The organism is uncultured Alteromonas sp. (assembly GCF_963976965.1).
GTDB classification, from domain to species: Bacteria; Pseudomonadota; Gammaproteobacteria; order Enterobacterales; family Alteromonadaceae; genus Alteromonas; species Alteromonas naphthalenivorans.
Map to the genome: position 1 here is coordinate 135,232 of NZ_CAXBMP010000002.1, position 21,030 is coordinate 156,261.

The 21,030-nt window shown below is 44.6% G+C and carries 16 protein-coding genes; 2 read left to right on the forward strand and 14 right to left on the reverse strand.

The annotated features are described in order from the left end of the window. Positions 1 to 43: 43 nt before the first annotated feature. The 3 genes from AAC006_RS02350 to AAC006_RS02360 all read right to left on the reverse strand — a co-directional run bounded on the left by AAC006_RS02350 (position 44) and on the right by AAC006_RS02360 (position 4,963). Positions 44 to 2,458 carry a TonB-dependent receptor gene (locus AAC006_RS02350; RefSeq protein WP_013785071.1) on the reverse strand — a complete coding sequence of 805 codons (2,415 nt, stop codon included), beginning with the start codon at positions 2,456 to 2,458 and terminating at the stop codon, positions 44 to 46. Between the two features lie 184 nt (positions 2,459 to 2,642). After that, entirely contained in the window at positions 2,643 to 4,280 is a 1,638-nt protein-coding gene (locus tag AAC006_RS02355; protein ID WP_013785072.1) for a SulP family inorganic anion transporter, read from the reverse strand. A gap of 35 nt (positions 4,281 to 4,315) precedes the next feature. After that, positions 4,316 to 4,963 (reverse strand): carbonic anhydrase, encoded by a 648-nt coding sequence (locus AAC006_RS02360; RefSeq protein ID WP_126871963.1) that lies wholly within the window; start codon positions 4,961 to 4,963, stop codon positions 4,316 to 4,318. A gap of 138 nt (positions 4,964 to 5,101) precedes the next feature. On the opposite strand from AAC006_RS02360, the gene AAC006_RS02365 reads away from it, so the two are divergent. Together AAC006_RS02365 and AAC006_RS02370 are read left to right on the forward strand one after the other, a co-directional pair. Beyond that, positions 5,102 to 6,046 carry a hydrogen peroxide-inducible genes activator gene (locus AAC006_RS02365; RefSeq protein WP_013785074.1) on the forward strand — a complete coding sequence of 315 codons (945 nt, stop codon included), beginning with the start codon at positions 5,102 to 5,104 and terminating at the stop codon, positions 6,044 to 6,046. Positions 6,047 to 6,146: 100 nt separating this feature from the next. Next, entirely contained in the window at positions 6,147 to 7,040 is an 894-nt protein-coding gene (locus tag AAC006_RS02370) for a LysR family transcriptional regulator (protein ID WP_013785075.1), read from the forward strand. Between the two features lie 14 nt (positions 7,041 to 7,054). On the opposite strand, the gene AAC006_RS02375 is transcribed toward AAC006_RS02370, so the two are convergent. The 11 genes from AAC006_RS02375 to AAC006_RS02425 all read right to left on the reverse strand — a co-directional run bounded on the left by AAC006_RS02375 (position 7,055) and on the right by AAC006_RS02425 (position 21,019). Then, positions 7,055 to 9,076 carry a methyl-accepting chemotaxis protein gene (locus AAC006_RS02375; protein ID WP_126871964.1) on the reverse strand — a complete coding sequence of 674 codons (2,022 nt, stop codon included), beginning with the start codon at positions 9,074 to 9,076 and terminating at the stop codon, positions 7,055 to 7,057. A gap of 543 nt (positions 9,077 to 9,619) precedes the next feature. After that, positions 9,620 to 10,216 carry a DUF938 domain-containing protein gene (locus AAC006_RS02380; protein WP_126871965.1) on the reverse strand — a complete coding sequence of 199 codons (597 nt, stop codon included), beginning with the start codon at positions 10,214 to 10,216 and terminating at the stop codon, positions 9,620 to 9,622. Continuing rightward, entirely contained in the window at positions 10,209 to 12,833 is a 2,625-nt protein-coding gene (metH, locus tag AAC006_RS02385; protein ID WP_126871966.1) for a methionine synthase, read from the reverse strand. Before metH ends, AAC006_RS02380 begins: the two co-directional genes overlap by 8 nt. Before the next feature lie 8 nt (positions 12,834 to 12,841). Beyond that, a complete protein-coding gene (locus AAC006_RS02390) occupies positions 12,842 to 13,909 on the reverse strand; it encodes a homocysteine S-methyltransferase family protein (RefSeq protein WP_126871967.1) in 1,068 nt (355 codons plus the stop codon). A gap of 3 nt (positions 13,910 to 13,912) precedes the next feature. Beyond that, a complete protein-coding gene (gene metA, locus AAC006_RS02395) occupies positions 13,913 to 14,851 on the reverse strand; it encodes a homoserine O-succinyltransferase (protein ID WP_013785080.1) in 939 nt (312 codons plus the stop codon). Between the two features lie 100 nt (positions 14,852 to 14,951). Then, entirely contained in the window at positions 14,952 to 15,392 is a 441-nt protein-coding gene (locus tag AAC006_RS02400) for a DUF2802 domain-containing protein (RefSeq protein ID WP_013785081.1), read from the reverse strand. An 89-nt stretch (positions 15,393 to 15,481) separates the two neighbouring features. Next, positions 15,482 to 15,973, reverse strand: coding sequence for a chemotaxis protein CheW (locus AAC006_RS02405; RefSeq protein WP_013785082.1), 492 nt, complete (start codon positions 15,971 to 15,973; stop codon positions 15,482 to 15,484). Further along, entirely contained in the window at positions 15,948 to 16,799 is an 852-nt protein-coding gene (locus AAC006_RS02410) for a chemotaxis protein CheW (RefSeq protein WP_013785083.1), read from the reverse strand. The genes AAC006_RS02405 and AAC006_RS02410 overlap by 26 nt, the downstream gene beginning before the upstream one ends. A gap of 6 nt (positions 16,800 to 16,805) precedes the next feature. Continuing rightward, a complete protein-coding gene (locus tag AAC006_RS02415) occupies positions 16,806 to 17,570 on the reverse strand; it encodes a ParA family protein (protein ID WP_013785084.1) in 765 nt (254 codons plus the stop codon). Between the two features lie 71 nt (positions 17,571 to 17,641). After that, on the reverse strand, positions 17,642 to 18,772 hold the full coding sequence (locus AAC006_RS02420; protein ID WP_013785085.1) for a chemotaxis response regulator protein-glutamate methylesterase: 1,131 nt from the start codon (positions 18,770 to 18,772) through the stop codon (positions 17,642 to 17,644). 30 nt (positions 18,773 to 18,802) lie between these two features. Continuing rightward, the gene (locus AAC006_RS02425) at positions 18,803 to 21,019 is read right to left on the reverse strand and encodes a chemotaxis protein CheA (protein WP_126871968.1); all 2,217 of its coding nucleotides are present in this window, start codon (positions 21,017 to 21,019) and stop codon (positions 18,803 to 18,805) included. Positions 21,020 to 21,030: the final 11 nt, after the last annotated feature.

Below are 21,030 nucleotides of genomic sequence, written 5' to 3' on the forward strand. Positions count from 1 at the left end.
ACGCACTCGAAATGTACGTTACAGCAACCCGTCTTACAGTGAATTAAAACGTTAAACGCGCATTAATGGCAACCGCGCGTGGCGCACCTATCCAAAATGCATTAGGGGCAATGGTAGACGCATAATCTTCATCTAGCACGTTGTTTACGGTTAAGCGAACTTCAAGTTCTTCCATGCCTTGACCTATATTGCTAATGTAACCACCAATATAAAGGTCGCTAACTAAATAGTCATCTACTTCAGCGGTATTGTAAATATCGATGAAACGAGAGTCGACATACTTTGTCGATATACCTGCGAAATAATTGTTTTTACTCCAATCTAGGCTAATAACTGCCATGGTATCTGGCGTACCAATAACCGTATTTCCTTTTACAGCTACCAGTGAAGACTCAGCGTTAGTAGTATCGGCAATAGCGGCTTGTGCGCTAGCCAGTGAGTCATACTGCGTACCCGTGCCACCAATGGTTTCAATGTATTCCGACTCGCTTAACGTTAGTGACGTAAATACAGTAAGGTTATCGGTAATCGCAAAGTCTGCAGACATTTCAAAACCGCTAGACTCAATACCACCCACATTTCTATATCCACCTGCCGCGGCTTCTAAGAAGTCGATACCGCTAGCAGTTTCATTGCTGGTGAATTGAATGCGGTTATTGAACTCGATGGTGTAATAAGTAATATTGGCATTGAATTTAGCACTTGAATAACGAAGACCCACATCAATGTTCTCTGCGGTCTCTGGTTCAATGAAGCGTAAATCCGTGTCGTCGCGCTCAAGTTGTGCATCTTTAATTGAAGCGAAGTTTTCACCGTAACCAGCGAAGAGCTCCAACCCATCTACTGCGATAGGCGCTACAAAACCGGCAGAAAATAGCGTGTCAGAATCTGAATTAACCTCTAAGTTGTTAGCGCTGTCGAAATTATCGTTCTTCGCAATATCAACGTTGAAACGCTTAGCGCCTAGACGTACTTTCGCTACCCCAAAATCAATTTCGTCTTCTACATAATACATTAGGGTATCAACGGGGAAACTGCGGTCATACTGTACCCAGTAAGGCGAGTTATTAAAATCGTACCCAATCGCTGAGTCGGTAATTTTGTGCCAGTCTCGGTACTCATCACGCTCATAATCTTCCCACCACAAACCAAAGCGAAGCGTGTTATCGAATTCGCCTAACTTGGCGTACCAGATACCATCTGCATTAAAACCGATGCGTTCTTTGTTGTAGTGGGTGTGTCGGTATGAACCAACTGGAATTGCACCTTGTTCATGACAGCTTGGATCGTACTCTGCACCCGCGCCACCATAAGGAAAAGTAATTGAGCTTTCGCAGCCAGCAATAGGAGAAAGCTGCATGCCATCGCGGTCGACAAAATAAATATTGCCCAGTGCGCTCCCACCGTAAACCGTATTCCCATTAACCAACTCTGAATGACCTTCAGTGCCGTCATCTTTTACGTCTACAAGGTAAGGCGGTACCCAATCACCACGCCCTTCGTTCTCATGATAATAGGCACTAGTAGAAATATCGACCGCGCCAACAGAGAACTCAGCTTTTAAATAGGCCAATAGGTTTTCCCGTAGCGTAGACCAGCCTCGACGATAAGATTGATCTTGATAAGGAATACCCGTCCACTCACTGGTAAGCTGATCCCAGTCTGGGTTTTGCGCATATTGCTCTAGGCTATAGATACGCTGGTAGTTTTCTTCGTGGGTATCGTCGTACGAGACGTAACCAGTTAACGCAACGTTTTCCACCATAGAGGTAACTTTCAACGCTAGATGGTCACGGGTGTTTTCAGCTACCTGATCCATGAAATCACTGCTTTCTTGCGTAGAAAGACTTATCCATGCATACGTATCTTTTAAGATCTCGCCGGTGTCATAACGCACATAGTATTTAGACGCATCGAACTCACCCGCCGTAACACTTGCAACAAAGCCTTCTTCCTCACTAGGATTGATAGTAGTGAAGTTTAAAGTGCCACCCAGCGCTTCATGAGAGCGAGAAGCAATATCGGACGTGCCTTGCGATACCTCAATGGTTTGTAAGTTTTCGGTATCGATATAGCGGTTTGCTTTAGCACCGCCACCATAGTTAGAGTTGCCGTTGGCAATACCATCTACTGTCATACCGATTTGCTGTTCGTTCAAGTTAACTTGAAAGCCGCGAATAACAATAGAAGTAGACCAATCATCGGCCCCAAAGGTATCCCCTTCGTTAATTAGTACACCCGGTAAGTTATCTACAACAGCAAGCACACTGCTTAAATTAGCTTGTTGCTTTTGCATGTCGTCAGAAGCGGCGTTATTAGCGTATGACACGCTTCGGCCAACAACCGTAATTTCCTCTATTTCATTAGATTTATCTTCGGCTATCGCTTCGGCGTGGCTATTCGATGTGCCTGATAATCCGGCAAGTACACTAAGTGCAATGAGATGGTAACGCGTCATGTGTAATGTTCCCTTTTTAATCGTTTGAGTGTGTTTTACCCAACCACCTTAAAAAGCAGATGTGACAGTTACGTTAAGTTAAATTGAACATTCAATTAATAAAAAGTGACAGGAAATGAAAAAAGCGAAAAAAAAAGCCCTTCATGAGAAGGGCTTTCATTAAATAATCTTATTTAACAGTAAGTTAAGATTGCGATACAGCCTTAAAATTAACTTCTTGGTTAGGTGTTTCCGTCACTTTTTTTTTCGCATAAAGCAATGCATCATGCAGGTTGTCATAAATAACGATGCCTGGATGATTAACACAGATACTCTCTAACACTTCGTTCACAGCGGCATTAGCACCGCAGATCACTAACTGTCTACCAGCCGCTATAGCATCCACAGTCACTGTTTCTACCGCCATTGCTGCAGAGACATCCACAGTAGGCACACGGGTGAAATCTAAGATCATCACCTTCGATCCCGCTTTCACGTTATCTCTTACATGGTGACCTACATCAGCAGCAGCACCAAAGCTTAACGGGCCACCGAAGCTGAAAATAGAGACCTTGCCTTTAAGCGACTCAAGTAATGCATTTTCTTCTGGATCGTTAAGCGACTCTGGAATTTTGCGAAGCTCTTCTAATTGCAAGTGAGCAACTTGGCGCACATAAGCAAGGGCTGCGAATACCACGCCCACACCCACAGCAGTGATAAGGTCAACAAACACAGTGAGTGCAAGTACCAATATCATCAGACCGAAGTCCCAACGAGGCCCCTTATGAGCACGCTTTAAGTAGCTCCAATCGATAATATCTAAGCCCACTTTAACCAAAATACCAGCAAGTACAGCATGAGGAATTTGCGCCGCGAGCGGGCTAAGACCCAACACTATCGCAAGTAAAACCAATGCGTGAACCATACCCGAAATACGGTCTTTACCACCGCTACGAATATTCACAACCGTTCGCATGGTTGCACCGGCACCCGCAATACCACCAATTAAACCCGCTACGGTGTTACCAATACCCTGACCGATTAGCTCTCTATTGCTGTCATGACGAGTACGGGTCATGTTGTCTGCTACCAATGACGTCAACAAACTGTCGATAGCGCCAAGAACTGCAAGAATAAACGCAGCTTCTAAAATTAGTAATGCTGTACCTTGCTCGAATACTGGCATTTGGATGCTTGGTAAGCCCGTAGGAATTTGACCTAAGATAGGTACAGATAACGCCAAGCTTACAAGAGTACCAATGATCAGTGCTGCTAGCGCACCCGGTACATATTTACCTAATGACGCAGGCCATTTGTAGGCAATAATTAATGTACCAATACCTAAGCCTAGCGTTGCAAAATTAATATCTGCAAGTGCTGTGGGTAGATAGCTTAATGCGCCAATAGTGCCACCTGGAGGCTCATGCCCCAACAAGCGGCCTAATTGTAGAATGATAATAATGGCACCAATACCCGACATAAAGCCTGAAATAACAGGGTATGGAACTAGGCGGATATATTCCCCAACTTTTAAGAAGCCGAAGATAATTTGAAAAATACCGGCGAGTATAACTGCGGTAAAGATCAAGCTTGCATCGCCTGAGAGGCTGGCAAACAAACCTGCTAATACAACAACCATAGGCCCTGTAGGCCCAGAGATTTGTGAGGGTGTGCCACCAAACAACGCGGCGAAGAAACCCACCGCAATAGCACCATAAAGGCCGGCCATCGGACCAAGTCCTGAGGCTACCCCTAGCGCTAAGGCTAGCGGCAAGGCAACAATACCGGCGGTTAAACCACCGGTGATGTCACCACGTAAATTACTTACATTTAACTTAAACATGGAATGTTTCCTAAATTCTTATCGCGCAAAAGTGCTTATCGCTTAAGCTGCGCTTCTGCGTGAGATTGATCCATTACCTCAAACTCACCAGACTCGCTGTTGTAGCACAACACTTCGCCACTACCTATATTATAAACCCAACCATGAAGCGTAACGTGTTTGTTCGCAATTTTTGCGGCAACAGCAGGGTGTGTACGTAAATGCTGAATTTGCTGTACCACGTTTTCTTTCGTTACATCTTCTAGGTGATCGTGGGTTAGTTCAGAACAACCACTACGCTCTTTAACAACTTCAGTTGCAGCGCGACAATGGCCCAGCCACTCTTTAACGTGCGGCAATGAAGAAAGCCCTTCTGGCTTTAATGCGCCTTTCATTGCGCCACAATCTGTATGTCCACAAACAACGATATGCGTAACGCCTAGTGCTGCAACAGCAAATTCGATTGAGGCAGTCATACCGCCCGTTTGGTTGCTATGCGGCGGCACGATGTTGCCCGCGTTACGACAGATAAACAATTCACCCGGCTCGGTTTGCGTTACCAAGTTTGGATCTATACGAGAGTCTGAACACGTGATGAAAAGCACTTCTGGGTTCTGACCGTTCGCCAGTTTTTGGAAAGCTGCTTTTTTTCCTGGATAAACTTCTTTCTGGAATTTAGCTACACCTGAAATTACGTGATCCATAAATATCTCCATTGAATAATTATTTTTTTACTGTCTGCACCAGTGTCACCTGATAGATTAATAGTTTAATACACTAGTTCGTGATAGCCTACACCTATCAAGCGTGAGAATTAAAAAAATTAAGGCGACGTAATAACCATGTTACTGAACGGTAAAACTCCATCTATTAACCAAATTCGTTATTTTGTTGCAGTAGCTAAATACTTAAGCTTTCGTCAAGCAGCCACAAGCCTAGGTATTAGTCAGCCTACTTTAACGAGTCAAATTAATGCCCTTGAAAACAGTTTAGATTTAGTCTTATTTGAACGTTCAAGAACTGGCACCTTATTATCGCCTCAAGGCAAAGCGCTACTCGAAGCGGCGGAAGAAGTACTTCAAGCGAATCACCGTTTCAATGAAATAGCACGGGATCTGGCTGAAGGTGAAGTGGTTACTTTCCGCCTTGGTATCCCCCCTACGCTTGGTCCTTACTTGTTGCCCCATATTTTACCCGAATTGCATCAGCGCAAGCCAGGGCTTCGATTCTACGTGCGAGAAGCTGCACCACAGGCACTACAACATGGATTGCTGCACGGTGAATACGACTTAATTATCTCACCACTTTCCAGTGAATATTCGCAGCTTATAACTGAGCCTCTGTTTAACGAACCGCTTAAATTCGTTGTGCCTTCTGATCATAAGCTTGCCGGAAATGCCTTTGTTCGCCCTGAGCAAATTGCTGGAGAAAAAGTACTCACGCTAGAAGATAGACACCACTTTCATCATCAAGTGCAACATATTTGCGATGAAATTGGCGCAGACCTGCAACGAGACTATGAAGGAACAAGCCTAGATACACTGCGACAAATGGTAGTCATGGGTATGGGCGTTGCATTTTTGCCGGGGCTATATATACATTCAGAGTTGCATCACCCTGAAGCACTTCACGTTTGTGAAATAGAGGGTATGCCTATTGAAAGGCAGCACTCCTTGGCATGGAGAAATACCGCCCCGGGGCGCAAGACCTTTAGAGAAATTACCTCTGTGATAAGAGATATTATAGGTAATCGACTTTCCACTGCGGTGGAAGTTATTAACGATTAATCACTTGTCTAGATATTATCGCGAGCTACCCCATGTTCATGACACGATTGATAAAAAAAATGGTATATTTGCGTTAATACATGAACAAAATTCATAAATTATGATTGAACGTCAGCACCTTAAAATAATTAGCGCTATTCATAAACACGGCACCATGACGGAAGCTGCCAAGTCGTTGTTCGTTACTCAGTCAGCGCTTAGTCATTCGATGAAAAAGCTTGAAGCAAGCTTTTCGTTGCCACTGTGGCAAAAGGAAGGGCGAAGGTTAGTGTTAACCCAAGCTGGCAAAAGCCTGGTTGGGCTTTCTCAGCGAGTGCTTCCTCAATTCGAGCATACCGAAGCACAGCTTCGCCGTATGGCGGAAGGCAAGCAAGGTATATTGCGTATTGGAATGGAATGTCACCCTTGCTTCGAATGGTTGTTAAAAGTGGTTGCACCGTTTTTAAAGGCCTTCCCCGATGTAGACGTTGACGTAAGACGGGCCTTTTCATTCGGTGGCTTACAAGCCTTACATGGCTACGACATCGATTTATTACTCACGCCCGACCCATTACATTTAGATACAATAAGTTACACCGGCGTATTAGATTACGAACAAGTATTGGTGATGCATAATGAGCACCCTTTGGCTGAATGCGCCTATATCACACCTGCGCAATTAGCCAATGAAGTGGTGATCACTTATCCGGTAGAAACCAATAGACTGGATATTTTTTCAGGTTTCCTTACCCCTGCTGGGGCAAGCGTGAAACAACACAGAACCATTGAAACCACAGAAATTATTTTGCAAATGGTGGCAGCGGGGCGCGGTGTTACCGCACTACCTAAATGGTTGGTTGATGAAGCGAAAGAATCTGCGGTGTTAACGTATAAGCCCTTAGGTGAAAAGGGCTTACAGAAAACCTTATATTTGGGTCACCGAAAAGAGGTTGACCCAATTGGGTTTGTTGACGAATTTATCTCGTTAGCCAAAGCAACCGTGCGGCCTCAATAAGTACTTATAGGTACTTAAATTTTAAACTGCCCTACCAAATCATTTAACTCAGTTGATACACCGCTAAGCTGGGTTGCTTCAACCGCCAGTTCTTCTGCGTGTTGGCTTGTACGATCGCTTAAACCTGTAATTGCCACCAAAGATTTATGAATATCTTGGGCGACTTCAGTTTGTTGCTCAGTAGCATGGGCAATATGCGTGCTTTGTTCATGCACGGTGCCTATCGCTTGATTGATTTGCTCCAACGAAGTCACCACTTTAGCGGTTTTTTCAACGCCACTTTGAGAAAGGCCCTTGCCTGTTTGCATAACTGAATCAGTTTGCTCTGCCATATGCTGCAAACGCTCTACCATTTTACGGATATCCGTGGTGGACTCTTGCGTACGACTGGCAAGAGAGCGGACTTCATCTGCAACGACAGCAAATCCTCGGCCTTGCTCACCAGCTCGAGCAGCTTCTATGGCAGCATTTAGTGCAAGTAGATTAGTTTGATCAGCAATACTGTTAATAACATCGATTACCGCGCCAATGTTATCCGATTCCTGACTTAACCCACTCACCACTTCCACCCCTTGGTCGATGGCTTCGGCTAAAGAAGTGATTTCAGCCATGGCGTCTTTTGCTTGTTGACTACCTTGAGTAACAATAGCTTCTGCTCGGTTAGCCGCTTCACTAGAGTGCGCCGCATTTGTTGATATTTCCACGACTGTGGCGGCCATTTGAGTAACCGCAGAAGATACATTATCAACTTGGCTTCGCTCTTGATGAATTTCTGCACTGGTACTTTGGGATACGTCTCGTAAATGATCAGCTGCATCGGAAACAGCCTTAGTGTTTAATGCCGTTTCCGTTAACAAACCTCGGAGCTTGTCGGTAAAACGGTTAAATTCTACCGCCAATGCTCCAATTTCATCTTTACTAGTAATGTCTAATCGTTTTGTTAAATCACCGTCGCCACTAGCGATATCCGCCATTGCAACACGCATTTTGGTTAACGGCTGAGTGATTTTTGCACTGGCTACATAAGTGATAAGTGCAATAAGGCAAATAATCGCTAGTGCCACAATAACTGCGGTAGAAATAGCGTTATTAATTGGTGCCGCTATAATACTCGCGGGGATCAAAATACCTAACGACCAATCCATCGTAGGGTTATCAAGCTTAGCGTGCCTGAATATCGCCACGTATTCTTCACCTTGCCATATTACTGACACTTGCCCTGATGATGTCGACGCTATCTTTCTCGACAAGGCACTAAAACCCTTAGTATCACTAAATACTGAATCAAATGACGTTAACGACGAGCTCAGCGGGAGCGGTGTGGTTTGCTTTGGAAAGTAAACAATGTTTTGGTTCTCATCCAGTAGGAACGCAGTACCTTGACCTTCAAACCGAATATTGTCGATAACCGACCCTATGGTACTGATAAGAATATCAATGCCACCTACGCCTATCAGCCTACCGTTTTGATAAACAGGTGATTGTACTACCGCTGACACACTGCCATCCTGCGAATCTACCGCGGGAGGGGTAACGTAAAGCTCTCCCTTGCTTACCGCCGTTTGGAACCAGGGTCGTTTAGATGCAAAGTAGCCTTTATTCACATCTCCAGCATCAGGGCCGCTTTCATCAACCCCAACACGCCCTTGCTCAAAAAAGTACTCACTGGTAGCGGCAGATGCAAAAAAAGCCGACTTAATATTAGTGTCTTGGCTACTTATATTGTCAAAAACAGTGTAGACAGTGGCGGCGTCAGACAGTTGGGCTTCACTGGCACCACGACGGGTGTGTTGTATAAAGAAATCTTTAAGAAAAGGGTTACTTAAAAAGGTTTTGGCTACACCACCATAGAGGGAAAAAAAAGCTTCCACTGAATCGGCTTCGTTAGCCACTAGTGCTGCAACTTCTTGTTCTACTTGGTGCCTCGTACTATCACCAACTATATTCACCAAAAAGAACGCGGTGATAAGCAACATAACTGCAATGCTTCCCCCCACGATCAACATAAACTTCTTCTGAAGGGACAATGAACTCATGATTACTACTCTATTTGTTTTTTTATTTTAGTCGCGCGCAATAGATAATGAACATCTGGCGCTTAATATCGTCCACTCTCTTAAAATAGTAAAAGGCGCTCCCTTCCACTTTACTCATAATAATCAGTGCATTATTACTTTCCAATACAAGCGAGTCGATTTCAACTCATATTTAACGCAAAAAGCCAATTCAACTAAAGTTTAAAAAACAGATTAGATATTTTTGTTTATTTTGCACACAAGTTAGCTTTAAGTGGTTAAATTTACTGCAATCAATGAAGGGAAGTCGATACAAAAAGCTGTAAGCTGTAAGCTGTGATGTCAGTAAGAAATGCTACAGTGAATAAAACACTGATAGAGAATAAAGCCAACAGAGAATGAGATGCTGAAAACTGATTAGAGTAATAACAGAAGATAGGTCTTCGAAAATTTCCAAAATTTTTAAACTATTTCGAAACGACTTCAAGACTCTTTTAAAAATACAAGATGAACAATACAGCCACGACCAAATACATCATGGCTGTATGCGGAAAAACATAAGGGTTACGGCTTATGCCACCCCAATAACAAGTTATTGGCCGGCATCTTATGTATTTCACGCAGCACTAAGTCATTACTCCATGCTGTCAGCTCGCTGATATCACGATAGCCACCATATCCACGTTCGATAAGTGATTCATGAAATACTCTGTTACTTTCAGAAGAGAATTCGCCGCCAATAGTAAAGGGGCCATATTGACAAAAAACACCACCCGAAGGTAAGTATTCACTTACTGATTTCATCAACAGTTCAGCTTCATGACGCTGCATAATGTGGGCGGTATTAGCACTGTAGATACCTTGAATGGGTAGCGATGGAAAGCTGTCTTTACCTATAGTTAACGCCACGGGCTTTGTGACATTGGGTAACGAAGCTTCTTCTAACCAGGCTATAATACCTTCATGATAGTCAGGTTGGTCGCTACAATACCATTGCAAATGCGGCAAGTTTTCAGCGAAATATACCGCGTGCTGACCTGTCCCACTGCCAACTTCTAATACGCCTTTACAATTAGCAAACGTGCGATTAAGCACAGCTAAGATTGGCGCTTTATTGTTTTCGCACGCTTGGCTAAACGGCTTTGAGAACGACTCAGTCATGTAAATTAGGCCCCAACCATTTCTCAGCTTCTTCCAGTATCCAACCTTTGCGCGTGGCATAGTCTTCCACTTGGTCTTTTTGTATTTTAGCCACGGCAAAGTATTTACTTTGAGGGTGGGAGAAATACCAACCCGACACCGCCGCACCTGGCCACATGGCGTAGCTTTCGGTTAGTTTCATGCCGGTGTGTTGTTCCGCCGATAATAAATCCCAGATAAGCTGCTTCTCGGTATGCTCTGGGCACGCGGCATAACCTGGCGCAGGGCGAATACCTTGGTACTTTTCACGAATAAGGTCGTCATTGGTTAAGTTTTCACTCTCGGCATAGCCCCAATACACTTTACGCACTTGTTCGTGAAGGTATTCGGCAAATGCTTCGGCTAACCTATCGGCCACGGCTTTCACCATAATACCGTTGTAGTCATCACCAGCTTTAATGAAGCTATCGGCTAGCTCATCTTCACCTATTCCGCCTGTCACTGCGAAAGCACCGATATAATCATTAATACCTGATGATTTCTCTGCAACATAATCGGCTAAGCAGTAGTTAGCAAATTTATCTTTTAAGGTTTGTTGACGAAGATGATGCGCTACACCTTGCACTTCTGAGCGCGACTCATCGGTATACACTTCAATATCATCATCTACGCGGTTGGCAGGAAATAAGCCAATAACCCCTTTAGCGGCTAATGAGTTGTTAGCAATAATGTTATCTAGCATCTCATTAGCATCGGCGAATAAGGATCTTGCTTCTTCCCCAACGACTTCATCTTCTAAAATTCGTGGGTATTTACCAGCCAAAGACCAGGTTAGGAAGAAGGGCGTCCAGTCGATATACGGACGCAGCGTAGCAATATCTACATCCACTGGCGTTACGCCTAATTTTTTAGGGGTTACCGGTGCTTCTGTAAAATCTGGCGTGAAGGCATTAGCTCGCGCTTGCGCTAAGGTCACAGGCTTACTTCGAGGCTTCTTACGAGCATGCTGATCGCGTACTTTGTCGTATTCTTTTGCCAGTTCTTCGGCGTAAATATCTCGAGAGCCACGATTAAGTAGTTTTTGACACACGCCAACAGCGCGACTCGCATTGGGTACGTAAACCACAGGCGCATGATAGTTTTGCTCTATCTTCACCGCAGTGTGTGCTTTGGAAGTAGTTGCGCCGCCAATTAATAACGGTAAGTCGAAGCCTTGACGCTCCATCTCTTTTGCCACATGCACCATTTCATCAAGTGAAGGGGTAATAAGGCCAGAAAGGCCAATCATATCTACGTTTTCATCTTTTGCCACTTGCAAGATAGTGGCAGCGGGCACCATCACCCCAAGATCAATCACTTCAAAGTTATTACATTGAAGTACAACGCCTACAATGTTTTTACCAATGTCGTGAACGTCGCCTTTCACGGTAGCAAGCAATATTTTGCCATTGCTCTTAGTACCATCGGATTTTTCGGCTTCAATGTAAGGCTGTAAATGAGCCACGGCTTTTTTCATTACCCGCGCCGATTTTACAACTTGAGGCAAGAACATTTTGCCTTCACCAAACAAGTCGCCAACAATGTTCATGCCGTCCATCAACGGCCCTTCAATTACGTGTAGCGGGCGCTCGGCTTGAAGGCGGGCTTCTTCAGTATCATCAATGATGTAATCGGTAATGCCTTTTACAAGCGCATGGGCCAAACGTTTATTCACGTCTTGCTCTCGCCAGCTTAAATCTTCTTTTGCCGCTGCTTTACCGTCGCCTTGATAGTTAGGGGCAATATCAAGCAAACGCTCCGTAGAGTCACTACGGCGGTTAAGAATGACATCTTCTACCGCTTCGCGAAGCTCCTTTGGTATTTCATCATAAACTTCAAGCTGCCCCGCATTCACAATAGCCATATCCATACCAGCACGAATGGCGTGATACAAAAACACCGAGTGCATCGCTTCGCGAACAGGGTTGTTACCTCTAAACGAGAACGATATATTAGAAAGCCCCCCCGAGATATGCGCATAAGGGCAAAGCTCACGAATTTTTCGGGTTGCTTCTATGAAGTCTACGGCGTAGTTATCGTGCTCTTCTATACCCGTTGCTACCGCAAAGATATTCGGGTCAAAGATAATGTCTTCTGGCGGAAAGCCGATAGACTCTGTCAGTAATTTATAACTGCGCTGACAAATCTCTACTTTTCGAGCTTGCGTATCGGCTTGGCCTTTTTCGTCAAAAGCCATGACTACCGTGGCAGCACCATAACGTTTGATTTTTTGTGCTTGGGCAAGAAAGCTTTCTTCGCCTTCTTTAAGGCTGATTGAGTTTACAATCGCCTTGCCTTGCACACATTTTAGCCCCGCTTCAATCACTTCCCATTTTGATGAGTCAATCATAATAGGAACCCGACTGATATCGGGCTCGGACGCAATCAGGTTTAAAAAGGTAACCATGGCCTGCTTGGAATCAAGCATGGCCTCGTCCATATTGATATCGATAATTTGCGCGCCGCTTTCCACTTGCTGGCGGGCAACATCAAGAGCCGTTTCATAATCGCCTTCAAGAATAAGACGCTTGAAACGTGCTGAACCGGTAACGTTAGTACGTTCACCAATATTAATAAATGTAGAAAATTGTGCGCTCACGCTGCCTCCTAATGTACAAACGGCTCAAGGCCAGACAAACGCATTTTGGGTTCGAACTTAGGCACTTTTCTTGGTGCTATGCTGCTTACCGCCTCGGCAATAGCACGAATATGTTCTGGCGTACTGCCACAGCAGCCGCCCACAATATTCACTAAACCTGATGCTGCCCATTCTTTGATATGCTCGGCCATTTCAGGCGCTTCTAAATCATATTCGCCAAACTCGTTGGGTAAACCCGCATTGGGGTGAGCAGAGACAAGGCACTCGCTAATAGTTGAGACTTCTTCAACATATTGGCGTAACAAGTCAGGCCCCAAAGCGCAATTTAAGCCAAACGAAAACGGGCTAATGTGGCGCATTGAATAATAAAAGGCTTCAGAGGTTTGCCCCGAAAGCGTTCTGCCTGAGGCATCGGTAATGGTGCCTGAAATCATCACTGGCAAATACTTACCTAGTTTTTCGAACACGGTTTCCACGGCGAAAGCTGCCGCTTTAGCATTTAGCGTATCGAAAATGGTTTCAAGCATAATCAAATCTACGCCGCCTTCGATTAGCGCTTCGGTAGACTCTGTATAGGCTTCTACTAAGGCGTCGAAAGTCACGTTGCGCTTACCTGGGTCGTTAACATCAGGAGAGATAGACGCAGTACGATTCGTTGGGCCTAATACACCAGCGACAAATCTGGGTTTATCAGGGGTTTTCGCTGTGAACTCATCAGCGGCTTTTCTGGCTAATTTAGCGGCAGCAATATTGATGTCTCTAGACTGCGCTTCCATGTCGTAATCGGCCATGGCTATTGTGGTAGCATTAAACGTATTGGTCTCAACGATATCGGCGCCAGCTTCAAAGTAATCACAATGAATTTGATAAATAATATCCGGCTGTGTAATGGCTAAAAGGTCGTTGTTGCCTTTCACATCACAGTGCCAATCGGCAAACTGGGTACCACGGTAATCTTCTTCTTCCAGCTTATGCTGCTGGATCATGGTTCCCATCGCACCATCTAATACAAGAATACGTTGTTGTGCAGCGCGTAGCAGTGTTGCTTGGGCGCTAGAAACTGGATGTTGACTCACGCGTTACCTCTTTGGCTGTGATTTTTCAGCTAACTGATTTAAGTCATATGGCGTTGTTTGGTAAACATAGTAGTTTAACCAGTTCGTAAAAAACAGACTCCCGTGGGAGCGCCATCTGACGATAGGTGGCTTGGTCGGATCGTTATCCGTAAAATAGTTTTTGGGTATAGACGGTGTCTGCCCTGCCTTTACGTCTCTAAAATATTCATCGCCAAGGGTATCAGCATCGTATTCTGGATGCCCCGTAACAAACACCATGCGCTTATCTTCTGAGGCGACAATATAAGCGCCTACTTCTTCAGACTCTGCCACCACATGCAGTCCATCTACACTATTGTAATTCGCGGTATCGATATGACCATAGCGAGAATGAGGCGCATAGAATACCGGGTCGAAGCCACGCAATAATTCATTATGGGGGTCGTTTACTTTGTGCTCGAACACGCCTGAAAATTTTTCTTTGCGCAGCGTGCGGGTAAAGTTATAAAAATGGTACATAGCAGCATGTGCAGCCCAGCATAAATATAGCGTGGAGTTAACGTGACGCTGTGCCCATTCTAAAATGGTAGTCATGGTATCCCAGTACTTTACGTCTTCGTATTTCAACAATGCTAGAGGAGCACCAGTCACGATAAGCCCATCGTACTTTTTGTCTGCCACTTGTGAAAAGTCGTGATAGAAAGCATCCATGTGAGACTGAGGGGTATTTTTGGGTGCCTGACTATCGATGCGAATAAAATCTACATCAATTTGAAGTGGCGTGTTGGAAAGTAATCTCAACAGCTGTACTTCAGTCTCAATTTTATTAGGCATCAAGTTTAAGATACCCACTTTAAGAGGACGTATATCCTGATTCGCCGCCCTATTGCTCTCCATGGTGAAGATGTTTTCGCCCAACAACACATTCTGCGCAGGCAGTTGTTCTGGTATACGAATTGGCATAGAAGGCTCCAGTCATAAGTTACTATGACTGTATTGTGGCAATTACCACACAGATGTCAACATCTTTACGTCTAGACGTCTAAACGGACGTTTAATTACATTACCCAGAAGGGGATTGTTTGTGTACCATAAATAACATTTCTGCTTCGGCACGAGGAATATCACAAGCCTCCATCACTTCCTCGATACTAGCGCCTTGCTTTACTAACTCGGCCGCTCGCTGATAAAGCCTTAGGGAGGGATCCTGGAGTTTTAGTTCACGAATCTGATTTTCGAAGTCATCTTGTTTAGTTTGAAGGGCTTGTAGATGGCGAGTGACCACTAAGCTTCTGGTTTGTGCTTCATTTTGTTGATGACCAAAATCTCGAATTTGGGTATCCATGTCATCGGTTCTACGCGTTACCAGGTCTTGCAGTTCGCTTAATGCCGCATGTGTTTTTCGCTCTTTAAACGTCAGCCATATTGCAAAAACACCAAGTGCTATCACAAGCGCAAGCAATATAAGTTCGTTGATTGTTGGAGCAATAAACTGCAGATCCATATGCGAAGAAGCCTTAATTCGTACCTATGTAAACCGGAAATAAAAAAGGCAGATAACTTAGTTACCTGCCCTTTAGACGTGTAGGTTGACTAAATTGAACTTAGTTCATCCCACTCTTCGTCACTTAAAAGCTTGTTTAAATCCACGAGAATAAGAAGCTCACCGTCTCGGTTGCTTACACCTTGGATAAACTTAGCACTTTCTTCAGTACCCACGTTTGGCGCACTGTCAATTTCAGACGAGCGAAGGTAAACCACCTCAGCCACGCTATCAACAAGTATACCCACGACTTGTTCATCAGACTCGATGATCACAATACGGGTATTGTCCGTTATTTCTGTTGGTGGTAATCCAAAACGTGCACGTGTATCTATGACCGTAACAACATTACCACGTAGGTTAATGATACCTAGTACGTAGTCAGGTGCGCCGGGTACAGGTGCAATTTCAGTGTAACGCAATACCTCTTGTACTTGCATTACGTTAATACCGTATGTTTCCTCACCTAAGCGGTATGTCACCCATTGAAGGACTTCATCGTTACTATCGGTGGTATTACTGTTCGTTCTTTCGTCGCTCATGAACCTGGCTCCCAATACTCGGTGTCTGGTCGTTACTGCCTAAGCCTTTGTTAAGCATAGATATTAATTCGTTAACGTCAATTAACGCGCACATTTTCTCTTTAACCATCCCCGCTAACCAGGGACGCTTACCGGTAGACTCACGCCATTTGACGTCAGCTTTTGCCAAGGTGACCGTGTTAACCAGTTTCTCACTGGCCAATCCCCACGAACTATCCCCTAACATAATAAGATATCGGTAGTTCAATGACTCTGCGAGACTCTCATCATACTTTTCTGGCATGACCCATCTTGCAGAATCTACAACGCTAAGCTTCTCTTCGCGATGTATCATTACCCCCATGAACCAATCCGGCTTCCCAAATAGAGGGCCTATCTTTTCAATCTGATGTATACCACCTAGGGTGGTTAATGGCACTGCTAATGTTAACCCTGCCACTTCAAAAAATAATGCCTGAAAATTATTTTCGAGGCTGTCGACCAACAATGCTTTTTCTAAAGGTTGCTCCTCTTCTGAAGAGGCATCGACTGATTCAGCAGTCTCATTATCTATTTCATTGTAGTCGCTTTTTTCGTATTGCGTAGTTTCTTCGACATCTTTGCCTGTGCTAGATGACACTGCTTCAATAATGGCTTCTTCAACCACTACTTGTTCAGTGGTAGGTGCTTCATCAAATGTGGCTTCTTCGGCTAACGTTTGCACCGCTTGCTCAAGCAATTTTGCCGTTCGCGCAGTCACGTCTGCCGGATCATCTGGCTCTTTTAATAGGCTATCGAGATAAGCCTCTACAACGTCTTCCCGTGCAAAAGGTCCTTGATTGCTCATCTAACTTTACTTCTCCAAAACCTCAAGTAACTTGCTATAAGCCGTTACCCCTCGGGTTTTCGGGTATGCTGCGGAAATTGGCAACTGTACTAAACTCGCATCTCTAAAATGCGTATCTACGGGAATTACACCTTGCCAAACCCGCTCTCCATAATCGCTCATTAAACGCTTTCTAGATTCAAGCGCCGCGTTAGTGCGTTTGTCGAACATAGTAGGAATAATCACAGTGTCAAAAGACTTTTGAAGAGAGCGCCCCATTATTTCCATAGTGCGTATCATTCTGTCTAAGCCTTTCAGCGCCAAATACTCTGTTTGTGTCGGCACTATCACTTTATTGCATGCTGCCAATGCGTTGACCATAAGTACACCAAGTACTGGCGGACAATCAATAATGACCACATCAAATTCTTTCTCTACTTTGGCCAGCGCTTTTTTTAGCACTAAGCCCATTCCTTGCTCGCTACCCATTGTTCTGTCTAATGTGGCTAGCGCCATGGTAGCGGGCAAAACGTACAAATTATCTAGCTTAGTTGGACACAAACAGTCCATGACCATATCGGCAGTAATTTCAGAAGACTTAATAAAAATGTCGTAGACAGATTGACTGAGTAACTCTGCGTCTATGCCAAAATAGTAACTCAATGAGGCGTGGGGATCGGTGTCGACCATCAATACCCGCTTCCCGCGTTGAGCTAACAAACCACCTAAGGTTACTGTTGTTGTTGTTTTACCAACTCCGCCTTTCTGGTTTGCAACTGTCCACACCTTCATCGTTTTAATTCCCAGCTTATATTTACTTGGGTTGTCATTCACTCACAGGCAATACTATCGCTGCGCTTAGGCTATGTCATTTCGGTTAAGATACAGCTGCTCATATCATCTATATCAATACTGTTAACCGATATGTTTGCAACAGCTACCGCTTGAGGCATGCCATAAACAACACATGAATCCTGATCTTGCGCCCAAATAGTGGCACCGTTGTCTTTCATCAACCGGCAACCTTCTCGCCCATCTGCACCCATACCAGTTAATATAATACCCAATAAATCGCCACCATAAGCTTTGGCCAGCGAACCGAAGGTTAAATCAACACTCGGCTTATAGTTTATTTTATCAGACGGGTTAGCGTCGGTAATTACTACTTTCTTATGAGAGCCTGAACTCTCTATCAACATTTGTTTACCGCCGGGCGCTAAATAAGCGCAACCTGGTTTCAATATGTCACCATGTTCAGCTTCTTTAACCGCAATATCGCAATGTGAATTAAGTCGCTGTGCGAATGCGTTAGTAAAAGTGCCTGGCATATGTTGCACCAACACAATTGGATAAGGAAAGTCTGATGGCAGTGCTACCAGTATCTTCTGCAATGCCACTGGTCCACCCGTAGATGCTCCAATTGCTAAACACTTATACCTTTTACCAGAAGCCTTAATCGAGGAAACGGTGGGCTGCCTCGTGGCATCTTTCCTTCCGCTAAGTAGATTAGAACTCTTGAAAAACGCTGGTTTCGGCGCGTTATCAGGAAACTTCCTACTTTCAATACGCTTTAATACAGGGCGTTTTATACCGACACCACGCCGTGCAATCAATCTTACTTTTGTACACAGCAGTCGTGCTGCGTCTTTACGGTCTTGGGCGATATCTTCGAATTTCTTTGGTAGAAAATCTAATGCTCCGGCTTCTAACGCATCTAGGGTCGCTTGTGCACCATGGTGCGTAAGCGACGAAAACATCAAAATAGGCACGGGCCGTTTTTCCATAATGGCTTTTACCGCTGAAATGCCATCCATTATCGGCATTTCCACATCCATTGTGACTACATCAGGTAGCAGTGTATCTATTTTATCTAGTGCATCTTGCCCGTTACGAGCTTCACCAATAACTTCAAGCTCTCTGTCATCGTCGAGAATCTCGCGAACTCGACGACGATAAAAAGTAGAATCGTCCACGACCAGGACTTTAAAGACCATGGATGTTAATTTCCTATTTGTTACGCCGTTTTACTTTAAGGGCTTTTTAGCATAACGCTTCAGTAAGCTAGGAACATCTAAGATGAGTGCAATTCCACCGTCGGATGTGATAGTTGCTCCCGCCATACCTGGCGTTCCTTGTAATAAGGCATCTAATGGTTTTATCACCACTTCTTCTTGGCCTATTAGCGCATCAACAACAAATCCAACTTGCTGGGTGCCTATTTGAACCACGACGACGTGACCTTTTTCTTTGCTTATATTTTTAGGTCCGCGGATCAACCATTCTCCGAGGAAGAACAGTGGTATCGCTTTAGAACGAACTATCATGGTTAATTGGCCATCAACCGTATTGGTTTTCTTGATGTCCATATTGATAATTTCGTTGACCGCACCTAACGGTAACGCGAACGTTTGTTTCCCAACCACAATCATTAGGGTCGGTAATATTGCAAGCGTGAGTGGGACTTTAATATCGAGTCGAGTACCTTTCCCAAGCTGGGAATCAATATTAATAGTACCGTTAAGCTGGTTAATTTTTGTTTTAACCACATCCATGCCTACACCACGGCCCGAGATATCACTAATCTCAGTTTTCGTTGAGAAACCAGGTGCAAAAATAAGATTGAACGCTTCAACATCAGACATACGCGCAGCCGCATCGGCGTCTAAAACACCTCGGCTTATAGCAATCTCTTTCAGTTTTTCAGCATCCATCCCCTTACCATCATCTTCAATGGTAAGTAAGATATGGTCACCTTCCTGAGAAGCCGATAATCTCACGGTCCCCATTCGGGTTTTACCTGTAGCAGCACGGTCATCAGGCATTTCAATACCATGATCCACTGAGTTTCTTACTAAGTGAACTAAGGGATCAGCCAATGCTTCTACCAAGTTTTTATCTAAATCTGTCTCTTCACCTTCCAATTCCAAGGTAATTTCTTTTTTCAAACTACGTGCTAAGTCTCGAACAACGCGAGGGAAGCGGCCAAACACTTTCTTAATTGGCTGCATACGGGTTTTCATAACCGCACCCTGCAAATCACCCGTCACCACATCTAGGTTAGCAATTGCCTTCGACATACTTTCGTCGGCATTGGTTATTCCTAAACTCAGCAAACGATTTCGTACTAATACTAACTCGCCAACCATATTCATAATTTGGTCTAGGCGCTTGGTATCAACACGAACTGTAGTTTCTGCTTGAGGAGGTGCTGGGGTTGCTTTTTTGTCGTCTTTCTTAGCCGCTGGTTTAGCGGGCTCTGACGCTTTTTTAGCTGCTGGACTAGGCGCTGGCGCTTTTGCGGCAGGCGTTGATTTAGCCGGCGTACTAGCGGCAGATTGCTCTGCCTTGGCTTTCTGAATTGCTTCTGTCGCCTTTTTATCTACGGGCGGCGTATTTGCTGCTGGTTCAGCACCTTGCGCTGTAGGGCCTTGTCCTGAACCATGTAATTGGTCAAGCAATGCTTCAAATTCATCGTCGGTAATTTCTTCACCGCTAGGCGCTGCCGCTTTCGACGCAGCTACAGGCGCTGGTTCTTCTTCTTTGAATTTACCTTTACCGTGCAATTCGTCTAGCAGTGCTTCAAATTCATCGTCGGTAATATCATCACCTGAACCACCAACCGCGGGGGCTGCCGCTTTTGGTTCTGCTTTCGCAGATTTACCTGGGGCATTTGAACCATGAAGTTCATCCAGCAAGGCTTCAAATTCATCTTCAGAAATCTCGTCGATGCCGCCATCGCTACTTGCGGCAGGCGCTTCAGGTACAGGCGCTTCTTCTAACGCGAATTCTTCTTCGGCAGCGGGGACTTCAGCCGCTTCACTACTGTCACCAAAGATGTTTTCGTCTGGGGTTTCTGGGGTGCTTAACTTATGCAGCAAATCAACTAACTTTGCGTCTGCAGGAATTAGTGGTTCTTGCGCTTTAACACGCTCAAACATATCGACTACTACATCGGTGGCCTGAAGAATGGTATCCATTAATTCAGGCGTAAGAGTACGTTGTCCGTTTCGCATTACATCGAAAACGTTTTCTGCACCATGGCAAATTTCAACTAATTCGGTAAGCGACAAAAAGCCGGCGCCACCTTTTACGGTATGGTAACCACGGAAGATAGCATTCAGTAAATCTGCATCTTCAGGATTATTTTCCAGATCAACGAGCTGTTCTTGTAATTGTTCAAGGATCTCCCCAGCTTCAACTAGAAAGTCCTGTAATATATCCTCGTCAACATCAAACGCCATGCGCCCGCTCC

Coding starts and splice junctions, on each gene's coding strand:
- AAC006_RS02350 (WP_013785071.1), bottom strand. CDS start 2,458: ATGACGCGTTACCATCTCATTGCACTTAGTGTACTTGCCGGATTATCA.
- AAC006_RS02355 (WP_013785072.1), bottom strand. CDS start 4,280: ATGTTTAAGTTAAATGTAAGTAATTTACGTGGTGACATCACCGGTGGT.
- AAC006_RS02360 (WP_126871963.1), bottom strand. CDS start 4,963: ATGGATCACGTAATTTCAGGTGTAGCTAAATTCCAGAAAGAAGTTTAT.
- AAC006_RS02365 (WP_013785074.1), top strand. CDS start 5,102: ATGTTACTGAACGGTAAAACTCCATCTATTAACCAAATTCGTTATTTT.
- AAC006_RS02370 (WP_013785075.1), top strand. CDS start 6,147: ATGATTGAACGTCAGCACCTTAAAATAATTAGCGCTATTCATAAACAC.
- AAC006_RS02375 (WP_126871964.1), bottom strand. CDS start 9,076: ATGAGTTCATTGTCCCTTCAGAAGAAGTTTATGTTGATCGTGGGGGGA.
- AAC006_RS02380 (WP_126871965.1), bottom strand. CDS start 10,216: ATGACTGAGTCGTTCTCAAAGCCGTTTAGCCAAGCGTGCGAAAACAAT.
- metA (WP_013785080.1), bottom strand. CDS start 14,851: ATGCCAATTCGTATACCAGAACAACTGCCTGCGCAGAATGTGTTGTTG.
- AAC006_RS02400 (WP_013785081.1), bottom strand. CDS start 15,392: ATGGATCTGCAGTTTATTGCTCCAACAATCAACGAACTTATATTGCTT.
- AAC006_RS02405 (WP_013785082.1), bottom strand. CDS start 15,973: ATGAGCGACGAAAGAACGAACAGTAATACCACCGATAGTAACGATGAA.
- AAC006_RS02410 (WP_013785083.1), bottom strand. CDS start 16,799: ATGAGCAATCAAGGACCTTTTGCACGGGAAGACGTTGTAGAGGCTTAT.
- AAC006_RS02415 (WP_013785084.1), bottom strand. CDS start 17,570: ATGAAGGTGTGGACAGTTGCAAACCAGAAAGGCGGAGTTGGTAAAACA.
- AAC006_RS02420 (WP_013785085.1), bottom strand. CDS start 18,772: ATGGTCTTTAAAGTCCTGGTCGTGGACGATTCTACTTTTTATCGTCGT.
- AAC006_RS02425 (WP_126871968.1), bottom strand. CDS start 21,019: ATGGCGTTTGATGTTGACGAGGATATATTACAGGACTTTCTAGTTGAA.